The sequence below is a fragment of the Mesorhizobium huakuii genome, assembly GCF_030160235.1.
In the GTDB taxonomy this organism is placed as follows: Bacteria; Pseudomonadota; Alphaproteobacteria; order Rhizobiales; family Rhizobiaceae; genus Mesorhizobium; species Mesorhizobium huakuii.
In genome coordinates, this window is record NZ_BSNY01000041.1 from 20,444 (window position 1) to 35,630 (window position 15,187).

Here is a 15,187-nt window from a genome sequence, read left to right on the forward strand (position 1 = left end):
CGCGCGTCTATTGATCCTGTTCCTGCAGCGAAACCAGGCCGATATTCTTGTAGCCGGCGGCCGAAATGCGGGCCATCACCTTCATCGCCGTGCCATAGTCGGTAGACTTGTCGCCACGGATGAAGATCCGCTCCTCGTAACCGGTCTTCGAGATCGCCTGCAGCTTGGCCACCAGCTCTTCGATCGGAATCTCGGTTTCCTGGAGATAGATCTGGCCGGCTGCGTTGATCGAGACGGTGATCGGCTGCGTGTCGGCATTCATCGCCTTGGCCTGCGTGTCGGGCAGGTCGATCGGCACGCCGACGGTCAGCATCGGCGCCGCGACCATGAAGATGATCAAAAGCACCAGCATCACGTCGACCATCGGCGTGACGTTGATCTCCGACATCAGAGCGTGGTGACGGCCGCGCCGCCTGTGGCCGCGCCCGCCGCGTCCCGCCATGCCTACGGACATACCCATCAGCTACTCCTCAGGCCTTCGGCGCGACTTTTTCATCGATTTGGCGCGAGAGTATGGCGGAGAACTCGTCGGAGAACCCCTCCATGCGCACTGCGAGCTTGCTCGCATCCGATGACAGCTTGTTGTAGGCGATGACGGCCGGGATGGCGGCGAGCAGGCCGATGGCCGTCGCCAGCAGCGCCTCGGCGATGCCGGGCGCGACCACCGCGAGGCTGGTGTTCTTGGAGCCGGCAATGGCCTGGAACGAGGTCATGATGCCGATGACCGTGCCGAACAAACCGATGAACGGGGCCGCCGAGCCGGTGGTGGCGAGAAAGCCGAGGCGACCCTCCAGCTTTTCCATCTCGCGGGTCAGCGCCAGGTCCATCGCCTTGTCGATGCGCGTCTGCAGACCGAGCGGCGTCTTGGCGCCCTTCTCGAAACTCTTCTTCCACTCGCGCATGGCGGCGACGAAAATGGCGCCCATGCCTGATGTCTTGCGGTCGGCGAGCGTGCGGTAGAGCTCTTCCAGCGACTGCCCGGACCAGAAGACCTGCTCGAAGCGGTTCAGCGCCAGCCGCATGCGGCCATAGGCAACCAGCTTGTCGATGATGATCGCCCAGGTCCAGACCGAGGCGCAGAGCAGCCCGATCATGACCAGCTTGACCACCCAGCTGGCCTGCATGAACAGCGCCCAAATCGACAATTGCGCGCCCGGATCGGCGAGTGCGATATTTTCCATCATTACGTCCTTAAGATTTCCGGGCGAAGCTGGCGGCTGGCCCCTGGCATCCCTTGTGGTCGGTTCGCACGAAGCTACCGGACGCCCCAAACCGTGCCGTTAGCGGCCTTTTCAGGGCAAATATTGGTGAAAGGAAGGCGCTGGATAGCGCCAATCTTCACCAATCTCTTCATGAACCGTTATGGTTAAGGATGGGTTAGTAAATAAGGCGCGGCGCATTGCCGCGCCTGCCACTCAACCGAACCGGGCCTGCGTCAACTCAGATGCCGTTCAAAGGTGGGTTGAGATTCAGGTTAGGCCGAGTCGAAAACGGTGGGCTCCGAGAACCGGAGCGGAGCGTACTTTTGGGTACGTGAGCACAGTTCTACTGCGACGCAGTAGAACGGGGAAGCGCAGGAGACCGCCGTTTGCAGGCCGGCCTAACCTGAATATCAACCCACCTTGGGCATGAACGCCGCCACCCATTCCTTGGGAAACCGCCGCGGCCGGCCATTCTCGCCGATGATCGCCGCCTCGACCTTGGCCTCGACCAGCACCTCCTCGCCACGCTTGAGCTGCTGGGCCATGAAGATGCGCGCGCCGGAAATCGTGTCGGTGCGGGTGTCGACGGTCAGGATGTCGTCGATGCGGGCGGGGCTGCGGAAGTCGATCTCCATGCGCCGCACCACCCAGACTATTCTTTCGCCATGCTTGCCGTCGGCGAGTTCCGTGTGATGCACGCCGGTAAGCCTGAGATAGTCGGAGCGGCCGCGCTCGAGGAATTCGAGATAGCGCGCATGGTAGACGACGCCGGAGAAATCGGTGTCGGCATAGTAGACCCGCGCCATCAGCCGGTGGCCGAACGCCGTCAGCGCGCCGGAAAGCCCCGCCAGCAGCGTCGCCGATTCACCATGATCGCCCATTGCGCTTCCTTTTTAAGTCCCGAAGAGGCACCTCTTCTCCGCGCGACAAAGCATCGGATGGCACTGTTGACGGCGATGATCAAGAGTTTGGCGGCGCTGTTCGTGCTGCTGGCGTTGGCGCTGCCTGGTCAGGCGGCGACCTTCACGATGAAGCGCGGCCTCAATCTCGACCAGTGGGTCACCTGGCCCGGCGAGGATCACTGGGGTGATCGCAAAGCCATCCTGCCCTATCCGGAATGGCGCAAATTCCTTGGGAATGACGATCTCAGAGCGCTCAAGGAAGCGGGTTTCGATTTCCTGCGCATGCCGGTCGACCCGTCGCCTTTCCTGTCCGGCCAGACAACGGCGTTGCGTGACGACCTCTATGCCAGCGTGCTGGACTCGGTGCGCATGATCAACCGCGCCGGCCTGAAGGTGATCGTCGACATGCACCTGATCCCGGCCGGCGGCAGCCGCAAGATCGGCATGGCCGAGGTGATGGATGATCCCCAGACGTTCGACCGCTACCTCGATATGGTGCGCAAGATGGCCCGCACCCTGGCCGGCGAAGATCCGAGCCAAGTCGCCTTCGAGCTTATGAACGAACCGATCGTCGATTGCGACAGCGCCGGCACCAGCCTTTGGCCGGACCGCCAGCGCAAATTATTCGCCGCGGCGCGGTCATCGGCTGTGAAATTGACCCTGGTGCTGACCGGCGCCTGCTATTCCGCCGCTTCGTCCCTGGAGAAGATCGATCCCAAGGCGATCCCCGACGACAATGTCATCTGGACTTTTCACTCCTATGATCCGTTCCTGCTCACCCACCAGGGTGCGACCTGGGCCGGCGACTTTATCCCCTATGTGACCGGACTACCCTATCCGCTCGGCGCCGTGCCGAAGGCGCGGCTCGACCTGACGCTGGACACCATCCGCGCCCGGATCAAGGCCGAGGCGCCATGGACACGGCAAAGCGGCCTGCTGGCCTATCTCGACGAACAGGTCGCCAGCATGGACACATCCGAAAAACTGCTCGGCCTGATGGACGCGCCGTTCAAAAGGGTCGACGCATGGGCGAAAGCCAATGGCATCAAGCCGGAAAACATCACGCTGGGCGAGTTCGGCATGATCCGCCAGGAATACGGCAATGCCTATGTGATGCCGGGCGAGTACCGCGCCGCCTACGTCAAGGACATGATCGCCCGCGCCGAGGCGCATGGTTTCTCATGGTCCGTGTGGGGCTATGGCGGCGCCTTCGGCATCGTCGATGCCTTCAATGGTGACAAGGCCGAGCCGGATGTGATGGACGTGATCCGCTCGCTTCACTGAGAACTCTTCCTCACATCAGCCGAGGTCGATCTGCATGATTTCCGGCCGCACGCCGAAACGCACCGGCATGATGCTGAAGCCGAGCCCGCCGGAGACGATCAAATTGCGGTCGTTCTCGACGACATGGCCATAGGCGTAGCGATTGCCGAAACGTGAGGGCACGACAGGCGAATAGCCGAACAGCCGCACCTGCCCGCCATGGGTGTGGCCCGACAGGGTCAGCGAAACCCGCCACGGCACGGTCGGGAAAATGTCCGGCTCATGGGCGAGCAGGATGATTGGCGCGGTGTCGCCGACCTTGGCCAGCGTGCCGTCGAGATCGTCCAGTCCCTTGCAGTCGTCGCCCTTCCTGGTCGGCAACAGCGCCAGCTGGTCGGCCAGGCCAGCGATCCAGACGCCATGGCCGTCCTTCTCCAGGCGAACGACATCGTTCTCCAGCACTGGGATACCGACCTTCTCGAGGGCCTTGCGCGCGATCGTCGGGCCGGCCCCGGCGCGCTGCGCGAAGCCGTCGCTCCACCAATCGTGATTGCCGAGGATCGACAGCACGCCGAGTGGTGCCTTGAGGCCCGACAGCGCGGATGCCCATTGCGATGGCGTCACCGGTCCCGTCACCATGGGCATGCCGGCGATATAGTCACCCAGCAGCACGATGACGTCCGGCTGCAGTGCATTCGCCTCTTCGGCGAGCGAAGCGATCCGTTCCTGCGTCATCCAGGGCCGGCAGGCGTGGATATCGGTGAGCGCCACAACCCGCAGCTTCAGGCCATCAGGCCAGTGCGGCGGCGTCAGCGCGTAGCGCTTCACATGGGTCAAGAGCATGGGCTCGATGCCGACCGCATAGGCGCCGAGCGCGGCAGCGGTCAGGAACGACCCGCCGATGAAGCGCAGGAACCCGCGTCTGGTAATCATGGATTGGCTCCCAGCCCTTCGAGCGCAGCGGTTCCCCGCGCGCGTCCGATAAAATCCACGATTACGCCGGCAAATCGGCGAAGACGCGCAGATTTTGCGCAGGACCGGTCACATATCCTTGATCACTGGTCTGGGAACACGCGCCTGAACGCCTGGCGGTTATTCTTCCTGGAACAGGTTGATCTGCTGCTGCGCCAAATCCTTTGGCGCGTCGAGGCCGAGATGGCGCCAGGCATTGGCCGTCAGCATGCGGCCGCGCGGCGTGCGCTGGATGAAGCCTTGCTGGATCAGGTAGGGCTCGATGATGTCCTCGATGGCGTCGCGCGGCTCGGACAGGCCTGCGGCGATCGTCTCGATGCCGACCGGCCCGCCACCGAAATTGCGGGCGATCATGGAGAGATAGCGGCGGTCGAGCGCATCGAGGCCGAGCGCGTCGACTTCCAGCCGGGTCAGCGCCTCGTCGGCGATAAGACGGTCGACATGGCCGTCGCCGGCGACCGAGGCAAAATCGCGCACGCGGCGCAACAGGCGCCCGGCGATGCGCGGCGTGCCGCGGGCGCGCCGTGCGATTTCCAGCGCGCCGTCGTCGCCCAGCGGCATTTGCAGGATGCGCGCGCCGCGACGGACGATCTGCTCCAGTTCCTCGACCGTATAGAAGTTGAGCCGCACCGGAATGCCGAACCGGTCGCGCAGCGGATTGGTGAGCAGGCCAAGCCGCGTGGTGGCGGCGACCAGGGTGAAGCGGGCGAGGTCGATCTTGACCGAGCGCGCCGCCGGCCCCTCGCCGATGATCAGGTCGAGCTGGAAATCCTCCATCGCCGGATAAAGGATTTCCTCCACCGCCGGGTTGAGCCGATGGATCTCGTCGATGAACAGCACGTCGCCTTCTTCGAGATTGGTGAGCAGCGCGGCAAGATCGCCGGCCTTGGCGATGACGGGTCCGGACGTCGAGCGGAAATTGACGCCGAGTTCGCGCGCCATGATCTGCGCCAGCGTCGTCTTGCCGAGCCCCGGCGGCCCGACGAACAGCACATGGTCGAGCGCCTCGTTGCGGCCCTTGGCGGCCTCGATGAAGACTTTGAGATTGGCCCGCACCGCCGCCTGGCCGACGAAATCGGCGAGCGTCTGCGGCCGCAAGGTCTGGTCGGCATCCTCGCCGCGTTTTTCCGGAGCTATGAGACGGGGCGGCAGGCTCATGCCGTCTTCCTTGCATATGGCAGGGGAACGGACAAGCGTGCCCTCACCGCGCCAATTCCTTCAGCCCGAAGCGGATCAGCTTCGAGGCGTCCGCATCCTCGCCCGCGGTCTTCAGCGCCGCGGCCACCGCATTGGCGGCGGTGTCGCGCGAATAGCCGAGATTGACCAGCGCCGAGACGGCGTCGGAGATCGGCGCCGGAGCCACGCCTTCGCCGAGCTCCTGTTTCAGGCCGATCGTGCCCGAGGCGGCGCCCGCATAGGCCGGCGCCTTGTTCTTCAATTCGGTGACGATGCGCTCGGCCACCTTCTTGCCGACGCCGGGCGCGCGGGAAACCATGGCGATGTCGCGCAGCGCGATGGCATTGGCGAGGTCGGCCGGCGCCAGCGTCGACAGGATGGCCAGCGCCACCTTGGCGCCGACGCCCTGCACATTGCTCATCAACAGCCGGAACCATTCGCGCTCCAGCGCCGACTGGAAGCCGTAGAGCCGGATCATGTCCTCGCGCACATAGGTCTCGATGAACAGCACCACCGCCTCGCCGGGCGAGGGCAGCGCGGCAAGTGTGCGCGCCGAGCAGTAGGCGACATAGCCGACGCCATGAATGTCGACGAGGCAATGATCCTCGTCGATCTCGTCCAACGTGCCCTTGAGCTTGCCGATCATGCTCAACAATTCCTCACGATGCCAATGCCGCCATCCGGTAGGCGACGCTCTGGCGGTGATGCGCGTGGCAAATCGCAATCGCCAGCGCGTCGGCGGCATGTTCGGTGTCGAACGTCGCCTTGGGCAGCAGCACCTTCACCATCATGTGGATCTGCTTCTTGTCGCCATGGCCGACGCCGATGACCGCCTTCTTCACCGCATTGGGCGCATATTCGGCGACGACCAGGCCGGCACGCGCCGGCACCAGCATGGCGATGCCGCGCGCCTGGCCGAGCTTCAGCGTCGCCACGGCATCCTTGTTGACGAAAGTCTGTTCGACGGCCGCCTCATGCGGCATTGCCGCATGCAGAACTTCGGCGAGCCCGTCATGCAATTGGCAGAGCCGCGTCGCCAGCGCCGCCTTGTCCTCGGAGCGTACGGTGCCGGACGCGACGAAGCGCAAGGAATTGCCGAGGCTCTCGACGATGCCCCAGCCGGTGCGCCTGAGCCCCGGATCGATGCCAATGATGCGAATCGCGTCCCCCATCCCGTCACTTTACCTCCGGGGGACAGCGATGCCAGCGAAATGTGAACAAACCAGAAACGGAGACCTATCGAGCCGGAAATATTCCGAAGCCGCTCAGTTGCGGGCGAACGCAGTGTTGAGCAGGCTGATCTGGTCGGAAACCGGATTGGGCCGGCGGCCCATCGGCTGCATGTCGACCACCGCGCCGGGACCGTAGATCTCGTCGTCCATACGGCGTACCAGCGCCTGCAGGCGAAGCGAGCGATTGACGAGGTCGAGGAAATCCGCGGGCAGTTCGGCCCAGCCTGCGGCTTCGTCATGCGCGGAAGCGGTGTCGAGGCGCACCTTGGATTTTTCCGAAGCGACCTGGTCGCGGGTCATTTCGCCGGAATTGGCCGCGCGCTGCAAAAGCAGCCAGGAGGCAACTTGCATCAGCCTGGTGGTCAGCCGCATCGATTCGGCCGCGTAGAGCGTGGCCGCCAGCCGCGACAGCTTCTTGGCCTCGGCGCGGCCCTTGCCGTCGAGATACTCGGCCGCCTGCTCGACCAGCCCCATGCCTTCCTGGTAGAGCGGTTTAAAGGAGTGCGAAAAAACCCGACGCTCCGCCAGTTTGACGGTTTTCGCACTGCCCTTCGAAGGCTCGTTCATTGATACGCCCCTGCACTTGCAACCGGCCGATTCGGTTCACTGCCGATACACCCGGCACCCTATATGACTGAAGCTTGAAAATGCGCTTTGCACGGGGTGAAGGCAAGCACATGTTTAACAGAAGGTTAACGGCTGGCCGCTGCGCCAAGGCCCCCGGAATGGGGACAAAAAAAGAGCCGCGGATAAGGCGGCTCTCAGGAGTTTAACAGGGAGGCGTCAAACAAAGTGGCTCCAACCACTCGGTAAGAATCCAGATCACTGGATGCGCATAGTAAACGCCTGTAAAGCTTAATGAACCTTTAACGGCTCCGATGTTTTTTGACCGAACGCCCCATTCCTGTGCCGTAACAGCACAGAGACGAGGTCAGTTGAGGCTCACAGCCTATTTTGCTCTGGCCCCAGCGCAGAGTTCCACACCGGCTCCGCTCAGGCCTTCTTCCACACCACCGGCAAAGCGATGAAGGCAAACAGCAGCATGCCGGCATAGAAGCCGATCGAGGCTATCCCCAACAGCGGTTCGATTGCGGGCGTGCCGGCGAGCAGAATGAAGAGGCCGATCATGAGCCCAATTCCGCTGATCGCAGTCAGCCAGAAGTGAACGACGGCGATCGTCTTTTGCCCGACCGCAGGAAACAGATGGTAGAAGAAGGCAAAGACCGCCGACATCAGCCAGCCGGCCACCATAATGTGAGCGTGAGTCGGCATCTGGCCATGGTCTTGGCTGATGGCCATGTGGATGCCGAGCGCCATGCCACACAGCGCGTAGATGATGGCCAGTGTAAAGAAGTTTCGGGCTATGCCTTGCATGCGTGTCCCCTCGAATTGCCTTTTCCCGTTTTCGGGAATGGGTTGATGGTCAGACGACTGCCGTCGCCACCGGGCCTCCGGCGCCGCGCACTAGCATCGATCATGTTTCTGTATGATGTCGCGCCGCCCCCTCCCCGCACTTCGCACAATAGCAGAAAATGAAGCCGAACATCGGTGGTTGTTAAGAACCAGCGCTGGTCGAAAACCGCCGAAACAAAAACTGTTTTTTCGCGACATCGTGCCGAAACAGGCGTCACGCTAAACGCCCGCTCCTCTGACGGCTGGAGCATATCCGCTCGGCTGCCAACAACAGGAAATGTCCCAGGAGCAATCAATGGACTGGTATTCGATCGTCAAATTTCTCCACATCGTCTCAGCCATTTTGTGGGTCGGCGGCGGCTTCGTGCTGTTCCTGCTCGGCATGCTTGCCGAGCGCGCCGGCAATATCGAGGACAAGCTTCAGGCGATGCGGGCCAGCGGGCAGCTGGGCGGGCGGTTCTTCGCGCCGATGTCGATGCTGACCCTGCTCTTCGGCCTCGTCATGTGCGGCTTCTGGGTCGGCTTCTCCGATCTGTGGATCATCATCGGCCTGGCCGGCTACGCCACGACCTTCTCGATCGGCATGCTCATCTTCAAACCGACCGGCGAGCGCATGGGCGCGATGATCGCCAAGGAGGGGGTGACGCCTTCCGTGCTTGCCATTGGCCAGCGCATGATGAGGGCGGCACGCTTCGACTATGCGGTGATGCTGGTGATCGTCGCCGACATGGTGCTCAAGCCGACCACGCATGATATCGGCATCCTCGCCGGCATGGCGCTGGTCATAGCGGCGGGCGCTATACTGGCCTTTGGCGGCAACCGTCGCCTCGTACCGAGCGCCGCCTGACCCCTGACGGTGAGAGCGGCTGAGCAGCCGCCTCGCCTGTTACATCAGGCCGGCAAGGCCGTCCCACAGCAGTTTGACGGCCACGACGGCCACGGTCGCGTAAGTGAAGGGATAAAAAATCTCCGGCCGCATGCGCCGCACCAGCCAGGCGCCGGCGATGGTCGACAGCGGCGCCAGCGGCATCAGCACGGCCGACGCCGTCAGGTTTGCTGTGTCGAACTGGCCGAGCGCGAAATAGGGGATGAGCTTCAGCGCATTGGTCGCGGCAAAGAAGATCGCGGCCGTGCCCGACAGCACCTTAGGGTCGAGCCGGATCGGCAGCGCATAGACCTGGAAGGGCGGGCCGCCGACATGGGCGACGAAGCTGGTGAAGCCGGCGACCGTGCCCCAGACCGCGGCAGCCACGCGGTTGGGTTCAGCGGCATGGTCGGCGCCGTGGCGGAATTGCAGATAGAGCCAGCGCAGCACGAAGATGATGGCGACGGCGCCGACGATGAGCCGCACCGCCTCCTCGGTGACCAAGGCCGCCGTCAGCCAGCCGAGTCCGATGCCGATGCCGGCGCCCGGCATCATGTCGACCAGCATCTTGCGGTCATACACGCCCCACCACGTCCAAACCGAGACGATGTCCATCAGGCACAGGATCGGTAAGAGGATGGCGGCCGCCTGCACCGGCGGCATGGTCAGCGCCATCAGCGGCACGCCGACGAAGCCGACAGCGCCGCCGAACCCGCCCTTGGACAGGCCGACCAGAATGACCGCCGGAATGGCGGCCGCGTAGAACCACGGATCGAGAAGCAGGCCTGACATGGGGAGGGACTGGTCTGGAGGGAAGGCGTCAACGCCTGAATAGCCCAGAATTGCGCTTTGGGCGACTGTAAATCCGGACCGGTTGCCGAACACCCGCCAATGTCCGGCTTGTGCCCTAGCGGCGCGCCGACACCAGCAGGAACATCGGCCGCTCGAGCTCTTCCGCCAGGTCCGGCCTAGCCGCGATCTGTGCGTCTGTCGGACAAAATTCCTCGACATGCTCGATCGTAAAACCGGACTGGATCAGTGCGTTGAGCGTGGTGCCGATGGTGCGGTGGTGTTTCACCACGCCCTTGGCCAGCCAGTCGGTCTTGCGCGGGCCTTCCACCAGATAGCGGTCGACAGGCCATGTCTTGCGGCCTTCGGCATCGACCGCCCAGCCGGGCCTGGTCGGGGCCATGTAGATCGGATGCTCCGTCGAGAAGACGAAATGGCCGCCGGGCGACAGCGCTTGATGCACCGTCCTGAACAGCCGCGCGACATCCTCGACATAGTGCAGCGCAAGCGAGCTGTAGGCGAGATCGAAGCTGTCTTGCGGCAGGCTGAGCTTGTCGAGGTCGGTCCGTTCATAGGTGATGCCGGTGTCGGGGCCGGTGGCCCTCGCCCGGGCCAGCATCTTCTCCGACAGGTCCAGCCCCAGGACATGGCTCGCCCCATGCTCATGCGCCCAGCGGCAGAACCAGCCGAAGCCACAGCCGAGGTCGACGATCCGCAAGCCGCCGACTTCAGGCAGCATGGCGCGCAGCGCCGGCCATTCGGCGGCACCGTCAAGGCCTTCGATCGACCGGGCAAGCTGGCTGTAGCCGGCGAAGAAATCCGGCTGGTCGTAGATATTCTGCGCCATGTCTTCCTCGTCTGTCAGCCAATCATCCGGCGGACTGACATTTAGTGGACTGGTCTCGCCTGTCCACCACGGCCATGCGCAGTCAAGACGATGAGGCCGATGATGTCCCCAGCGGCGGCGGCCGCCGCCGGATCGGCTGCGCCTTGATGATGGCGGTGCTGGTCTCGGCCTTGTCGGCAATGCGGTCGAGAATGCCGTCAAGATCGCCGATCGAGCGGACGAACAACCGGGCGACGAAACAGTCGTCACCCGTCACCTTGTCGCATTCACCGAATTCGGCGATCTCCTCGATCAACTTCTGGACGATGTGCAGCTTGCCCGGCAAAGGCCGGATGCGCACGATCGCCTGCAGCGTATAGCCGAGTGCCAGCGGATCGATCTCGACCGTGAACGCCCGGATGACACCGCGCTCCTCGAGCCGCCGCAGCCGCTCCGAAACGCTCGGCGACGACAGCCCGACCTGGGCAGCCAGCTGCTTCAGCGAGGTCCGCGCATCCCTGACCAGGATTTCGAGGAGATTTCGGTCGAGATCGTCAAGCATTTCAGATTTCTCACAAATTCGCGGCATACGCCTAATATAATTAGGCCATACAATCATACAACCTTTCCAATGAGATGGAAAGCGGCCAACCCGCATGAGATTATGCGGCCTCAACCGACACAGAGGTTATCATGAACGATACGGTGCGTGGCACGGTCGAAATGTCGGCCGCAATGGCGATCCTCGGGACGATCGGATGGTTCGTCATCATGTCCGGCCAGCCGATCATGGACGTGGTGTTCTGGCGCTGCGCGTTCGGCGCGGTGACGTTGCTGATCATCTGCGCATGCCTGGGATTGCTGCGCGGCAGGCTTTCGCCGCGCGTCATCGGCCTCGCCGCGCTTGGCGGTGCGGCCATCGTCATCAACTGGCTGCTGCTGTTCAGCGCCTTCTCCCGCGCGTCGATTTCGATCGCCACCGCCGTCTACAACACCCAGCCCTTCATTCTGGTCGGCTTCGGTGCGTTCTTCTTCGCCGAACGGCTGACGCTGACCAAGCTGACATGGCTGGCAATAGCCTTCGCCGGCATGGTGCTGATCGTCGAGGCCGCCCCTGACGCCGGCGATGTCGGCACCAACTATTTCGCCGGCATCCTCATGGCACTGGCCGCGGCCTTCTTCTGGGCCGTCGCGGCCATCGTCACCAAAAAGCTCAAGGGCACGCCACCGCATCTGATCGCGCTGATCCAGGTCTGCGTCGGTGTCGTCATGCTAGCGCCCTTCGCCAATCTCTCGCATCTTCCCGCCGACCCTTGGAGCTGGGCCATGCTGGCGACGCTCGGCATCGTCCACACCGGCCTGATGTACATATTGATGTACGGCGCCATCCAGAAGCTGCCGACGCATCTGCAGGGATCGCTGTCCTTCATCTATCCGGTGGTTGCCATCCTGATCGACGTCACCGCCTTCGGTCACCGGCTGCATCTCAGCCAGGTCGCCGGCGCCGCCGCCATCCTGGTGGCTGCCGCCGGCATGAACCTCGGCTGGTCCTTGTGGAAACCGAAACCGGTCGCAGCAAACCCTGAGCCGGTCAAGTAGGCGCAAGCACACCTGCCGCCCGGCGGCCAGAAAACACCTGCCGCCCGGCGGCCAGAAAACGTGATCCCGACTGCCCGCCTGTTCAAAGCGGGCAGTTTGCTCTATGCCGCAATCCAACCATCTTCGCCCGGCATAGGCGAAACCCGGGATCTAAGAACCATGAACGACGCCACACCCCCAAATCGTTGCCGTATCGTGCTGATCGCGCCGCCCGGCGTGCCGGCCGCGCGCATCGCAACCGCATTCGACGGCGGCGACGTCGCCTCGCTGATCCTGCCCGAGAACGGCATGGACGAGGCTTCCTTCCAGGCCTTTGCCGAACAGATCGTGCCGACGGCACAGTCCGCGGGCGTGGCCGTGATCATCGCCGGCGACACCCGCATCGCGGGCCGTGTCCAGGCGGACGGCATCCATGTCGAGGCCTCCAAGGCCGAACTCGCCGAGACGATCGAACATTTCCAGGCGAAGATGATGGTCGGCGCCGGCGGCGCCAAGAAGCGCGACGACGCGCTCGAGCTTGGCGAGGTCAGGCCCGACTATATCTTCTTCGGCCGCTTCGGCTACGACAACAAGCCGGAGCCGCATCCGCGCAACCTGTCGCTGGGCGAGTGGTGGGCGCAGATGATCCAGATCCCTTGCATCGTCATGGCCGGATCCGATCTGGCTTCCGTCGAGGACGTGGCCGCCACCGGCGCCGAGTTCGTCGCGCTGTCGAGCGCGGTGTTCGCCGACGGTGTCGATCCGAAAACGGCCGTGGCCCGCGCCAACGCGTTGCTCGACGAAACCGCGCCGCGCTTCGAGGACTGATGTGGCTTCGGTAAGGCTTCCCCTTCAGGCCTTGCTTGCAGCGGTCATGATCCAGGCCGCCGCCGCCGAAACCATACCCCTGCCGCAGCCCAAGCCTGAGACCGGCGCGCACACCGACAAGCCGATCGAGAATCAGCTACCGCAGCCCGCCACCACGGCGGAGCCCGCACCGCTGCCCTCGGTCGACAGCATCAATCCTGACCGCTTCGGCGCCAAGCCGGCGGACGCGGCCTATGGCGCCTTCCAGCGCGGGCTCTACAAAACGGCCTATAATCTGGCGCTGACCCGCGCGCAGAACGGTGACCCGGCGGCGCAGACATTGGTGGCCGAGATCCTGTCGCGCGGGCTCGGCGTGCCGTTGAATGCGGCGGAAGCCTCGAAATGGTATGCGCTTGCCGCCGAACAGGGCGTGCCTGAGGCGCAGTTCCAGTATGCGCTGATGCTGCTCGACGGCCATTACGTCAAGAAGGATCCGAAAGAGGCCTACGCCCTGATGCAGGCCGCCGCCGAGGCCGGCAACCAGCTGGCGCAGTTCAATTTCGCGCAGATGCTGGTCCGGCAGGATCCCGGCGACGCGGGTCTGGCCAAGGCGGTCTCCTATTATGAGCGCGCCGCCGCGACTGGCCTCGCCGACGCGCAATACGCCATGTCCCAGATCTATGCCAACGGCGCCGGCGGCAAGCCGCGCGACGACGCGCAGGCAAGACGCTTCCTGGCGCAGGCCGCGCGGCAGAACTACGACACCGCGCAGATCGATCTCGCCGCCTGGATGATCGAGGGCCGCGGCGGCGCCCGCGACCTGAAATCGGCTTTCGGCTGGACGAAGCAGGCAGCCGAGGGCGGCAACGTCGCCGCGCAGAACCGCCTGGCCAAACTCTACATGCAAGGCATCGGCACCGACCCGGACCTGGTGCTCGCCGGCGCCTGGTACATCGTCGCCCGCCGCGCCGGCCTCATCGACCCCGACATGGACGATTTCCTGCAAGGGCTGAGCGACGACCAGACCAAGCAGGCCCTGCAGAAGGCGAACCGCCTGCCCTGATGGCGGCTGCTCGATTATTGCATGTGGTCGAGGACGACCTTGCCGAAGGGCGACCCCTGTTCGAGGTGCCGTAAGGCGGCGGCCGCATCCTTCCAGGCAAACACCTTCTCGATCACGGGTCTTATCCGGTTGACTGTCAGGCCTCGGTTCATCGCCTCGAAGGATTCGCGTGAGCCCACGGGTATGCCGCGTGCCCTGACCTGGCGGCGGAAGATGTCGAGGGGATTGATCGACCCTTCGCTGCCGCCGAGATAGCCGATGACGTTGATCTGGGCGCCACGCGCTGAAGCCTTCAGCGACTGGGCGAAGCTTCGCGGCCCGCCGACCTCGATAATATGGTCCGCGCCGCAGCCGTCGGTCAGCGCCAGCACGGCTGACGACCAATCGGGAATGTCGCGATAGTTGATGCCGTCTTGCGCGCCAAGCATCTTTGCCCGCGTGAGCTTGTCGTCGCTGCTTGACGTGACGATGACCCGTGCGCCGGCTGCCGAGGCGAACTGCACCGCAAACAGCGAGACGCCGCCAGTGCCCAGGCTGAGCACCGTCTCGCCCGGCTTCAGCTGGCCTTCGGTGAACAGCGCGTGCCACGCCGTGACCGCGGCGCAAGGCAATGTCGCCGCTTCGACATCGCTCAGATGTGGCGGCGCAAGCACGGCCGCCTGTTCGTCCAGCCGCGCGAACTCGCTGAGCAGACCATCGATGGGGCCGCCGCGCTGATAGGAGGGTTCGGCCATGGCGAAACCGCCGCCGACCCAGCGCTGCCAGAATGTGCCGCAGACGCGGTCGCCGATCTTGAAGCGGGTCACTTCGGCACCAACCGCGACAACTTCACCCACACCGTCCGAAAGCGGTATCAGCGGCAGTGCAAAGGCGGTGTGGTAGCTGCCACGGGCAATCTCGACGTCGCGGTAGTTGAGCGCCGTTGCCTTGACCTCGATGATCATCTCCTGACGGCCCGGTTCCGGCATCGGCCGCTCGACCAGCCTGAGATTGTCGATGCCGCCGGGGGCCTGCAATTCGATCGCCTTCATGTCGTTCCTTCCTTTTGACAATCCGTCGAAAGGAAAATCGCTTGCCGGCACATGATTTCAAATTCATA

The 15,187-nt window shown here is 63.9% G+C and carries 18 protein-coding genes; 5 read left to right on the forward strand and 13 right to left on the reverse strand.

Annotated elements, in window-relative coordinates:
- Nucleotides 1-7: 7 nt before the first annotated feature.
- From tolR to ybgC, 3 genes are all read right to left on the reverse strand, one after another.
- Nucleotides 8-460 carry a protein TolR gene (gene tolR, locus QQK95_RS21125; RefSeq protein WP_091578780.1) on the reverse strand — a complete coding sequence of 151 codons (453 nt, stop codon included), beginning with the start codon at nucleotides 458-460 and terminating at the stop codon, nucleotides 8-10.
- Nucleotides 461-470: 10 nt separating this feature from the next.
- Nucleotides 471-1,181: a protein TolQ gene (tolQ, locus tag QQK95_RS21130; protein WP_010912029.1), complete on the reverse strand. Its 711-nt coding sequence runs from the start codon at nucleotides 1,179-1,181 to the stop codon at nucleotides 471-473.
- Between the two features lie 431 nt (nucleotides 1,182-1,612).
- The gene (gene ybgC, locus QQK95_RS21135) at nucleotides 1,613-2,083 is read right to left on the reverse strand and encodes a tol-pal system-associated acyl-CoA thioesterase (protein WP_284276308.1); all 471 of its coding nucleotides are present in this window, start codon (nucleotides 2,081-2,083) and stop codon (nucleotides 1,613-1,615) included.
- A 57-nt stretch (nucleotides 2,084-2,140) separates the two neighbouring features.
- On the opposite strand from ybgC, the gene QQK95_RS21140 reads away from it, so the two are divergent.
- Complete coding sequence (locus QQK95_RS21140) at nucleotides 2,141-3,388, forward strand: glycoside hydrolase family 5 protein (protein WP_284276309.1); 1,248 nt, start codon at nucleotides 2,141-2,143, stop codon at nucleotides 3,386-3,388.
- A gap of 15 nt (nucleotides 3,389-3,403) precedes the next feature.
- On the opposite strand, the gene QQK95_RS21145 is transcribed toward QQK95_RS21140, so the two are convergent.
- From QQK95_RS21145 to QQK95_RS21170, 6 genes are all read right to left on the reverse strand, one after another.
- Nucleotides 3,404-4,300 (reverse strand): metallophosphoesterase, encoded by an 897-nt coding sequence (locus QQK95_RS21145; RefSeq protein ID WP_284276310.1) that lies wholly within the window; start codon nucleotides 4,298-4,300, stop codon nucleotides 3,404-3,406.
- Nucleotides 4,301-4,459: 159 nt separating this feature from the next.
- Nucleotides 4,460-5,497 (reverse strand): Holliday junction branch migration DNA helicase RuvB, encoded by a 1,038-nt coding sequence (gene ruvB / locus QQK95_RS21150; protein ID WP_284276312.1) that lies wholly within the window; start codon nucleotides 5,495-5,497, stop codon nucleotides 4,460-4,462.
- A gap of 43 nt (nucleotides 5,498-5,540) precedes the next feature.
- Nucleotides 5,541-6,161, reverse strand: a complete 621-nt coding sequence (ruvA, locus tag QQK95_RS21155) for a Holliday junction branch migration protein RuvA (RefSeq protein WP_284276314.1) — start codon at nucleotides 6,159-6,161, stop codon at nucleotides 5,541-5,543.
- A gap of 13 nt (nucleotides 6,162-6,174) precedes the next feature.
- The gene (ruvC, locus tag QQK95_RS21160) at nucleotides 6,175-6,687 is read right to left on the reverse strand and encodes a crossover junction endodeoxyribonuclease RuvC (RefSeq protein WP_013892528.1); all 513 of its coding nucleotides are present in this window, start codon (nucleotides 6,685-6,687) and stop codon (nucleotides 6,175-6,177) included.
- A 93-nt stretch (nucleotides 6,688-6,780) separates the two neighbouring features.
- The gene (gene rcdA / locus QQK95_RS21165; protein WP_284276322.1) at nucleotides 6,781-7,314 is read right to left on the reverse strand and encodes a protease adaptor protein RcdA; all 534 of its coding nucleotides are present in this window, start codon (nucleotides 7,312-7,314) and stop codon (nucleotides 6,781-6,783) included.
- Nucleotides 7,315-7,740: 426 nt separating this feature from the next.
- Nucleotides 7,741-8,121 (reverse strand): hypothetical protein, encoded by a 381-nt coding sequence (locus QQK95_RS21170; RefSeq protein WP_284276324.1) that lies wholly within the window; start codon nucleotides 8,119-8,121, stop codon nucleotides 7,741-7,743.
- A gap of 334 nt (nucleotides 8,122-8,455) precedes the next feature.
- Between QQK95_RS21170 and QQK95_RS21175 the strand changes: the two genes are divergently transcribed.
- Nucleotides 8,456-9,007 carry a DUF2269 family protein gene (locus QQK95_RS21175; protein ID WP_284276326.1) on the forward strand — a complete coding sequence of 184 codons (552 nt, stop codon included), beginning with the start codon at nucleotides 8,456-8,458 and terminating at the stop codon, nucleotides 9,005-9,007.
- A gap of 39 nt (nucleotides 9,008-9,046) precedes the next feature.
- Here the strand turns inward: QQK95_RS21175 and QQK95_RS21180 are convergent, their stop codons facing one another.
- The 3 genes from QQK95_RS21180 to QQK95_RS21190 all read right to left on the reverse strand — a co-directional run bounded on the left by QQK95_RS21180 (nucleotide 9,047) and on the right by QQK95_RS21190 (nucleotide 11,202).
- Entirely contained in the window at nucleotides 9,047-9,817 is a 771-nt protein-coding gene (locus tag QQK95_RS21180; protein ID WP_284276328.1) for a sulfite exporter TauE/SafE family protein, read from the reverse strand.
- Between the two features lie 115 nt (nucleotides 9,818-9,932).
- The gene (locus QQK95_RS21185) at nucleotides 9,933-10,661 is read right to left on the reverse strand and encodes a class I SAM-dependent methyltransferase (protein ID WP_284276330.1); all 729 of its coding nucleotides are present in this window, start codon (nucleotides 10,659-10,661) and stop codon (nucleotides 9,933-9,935) included.
- Nucleotides 10,662-10,743: 82 nt separating this feature from the next.
- On the reverse strand, nucleotides 10,744-11,202 hold the full coding sequence (locus QQK95_RS21190) for an Lrp/AsnC family transcriptional regulator (protein ID WP_284276332.1): 459 nt from the start codon (nucleotides 11,200-11,202) through the stop codon (nucleotides 10,744-10,746).
- A 131-nt stretch (nucleotides 11,203-11,333) separates the two neighbouring features.
- Between QQK95_RS21190 and QQK95_RS21195 the strand changes: the two genes are divergently transcribed.
- The 3 genes from QQK95_RS21195 to QQK95_RS21205 all read left to right on the forward strand — a co-directional run bounded on the left by QQK95_RS21195 (nucleotide 11,334) and on the right by QQK95_RS21205 (nucleotide 14,088).
- Nucleotides 11,334-12,239: a DMT family transporter gene (locus tag QQK95_RS21195; protein ID WP_284276333.1), complete on the forward strand. Its 906-nt coding sequence runs from the start codon at nucleotides 11,334-11,336 to the stop codon at nucleotides 12,237-12,239.
- Between the two features lie 159 nt (nucleotides 12,240-12,398).
- Nucleotides 12,399-13,046 (forward strand): thiamine phosphate synthase, encoded by a 648-nt coding sequence (locus QQK95_RS21200; protein WP_284276335.1) that lies wholly within the window; start codon nucleotides 12,399-12,401, stop codon nucleotides 13,044-13,046.
- Nucleotide 13,047: 1 nt separating this feature from the next.
- Nucleotides 13,048-14,088, forward strand: a complete 1,041-nt coding sequence (locus QQK95_RS21205; protein WP_284276336.1) for a tetratricopeptide repeat protein — start codon at nucleotides 13,048-13,050, stop codon at nucleotides 14,086-14,088.
- 14 nt (nucleotides 14,089-14,102) lie between these two features.
- Here QQK95_RS21205 and QQK95_RS21210 read toward each other — a convergent pair whose 3' ends face one another.
- Complete coding sequence (locus QQK95_RS21210) at nucleotides 14,103-15,119, reverse strand: zinc-dependent alcohol dehydrogenase family protein (RefSeq protein WP_284276338.1); 1,017 nt, start codon at nucleotides 15,117-15,119, stop codon at nucleotides 14,103-14,105.
- Nucleotides 15,120-15,187: the final 68 nt, after the last annotated feature.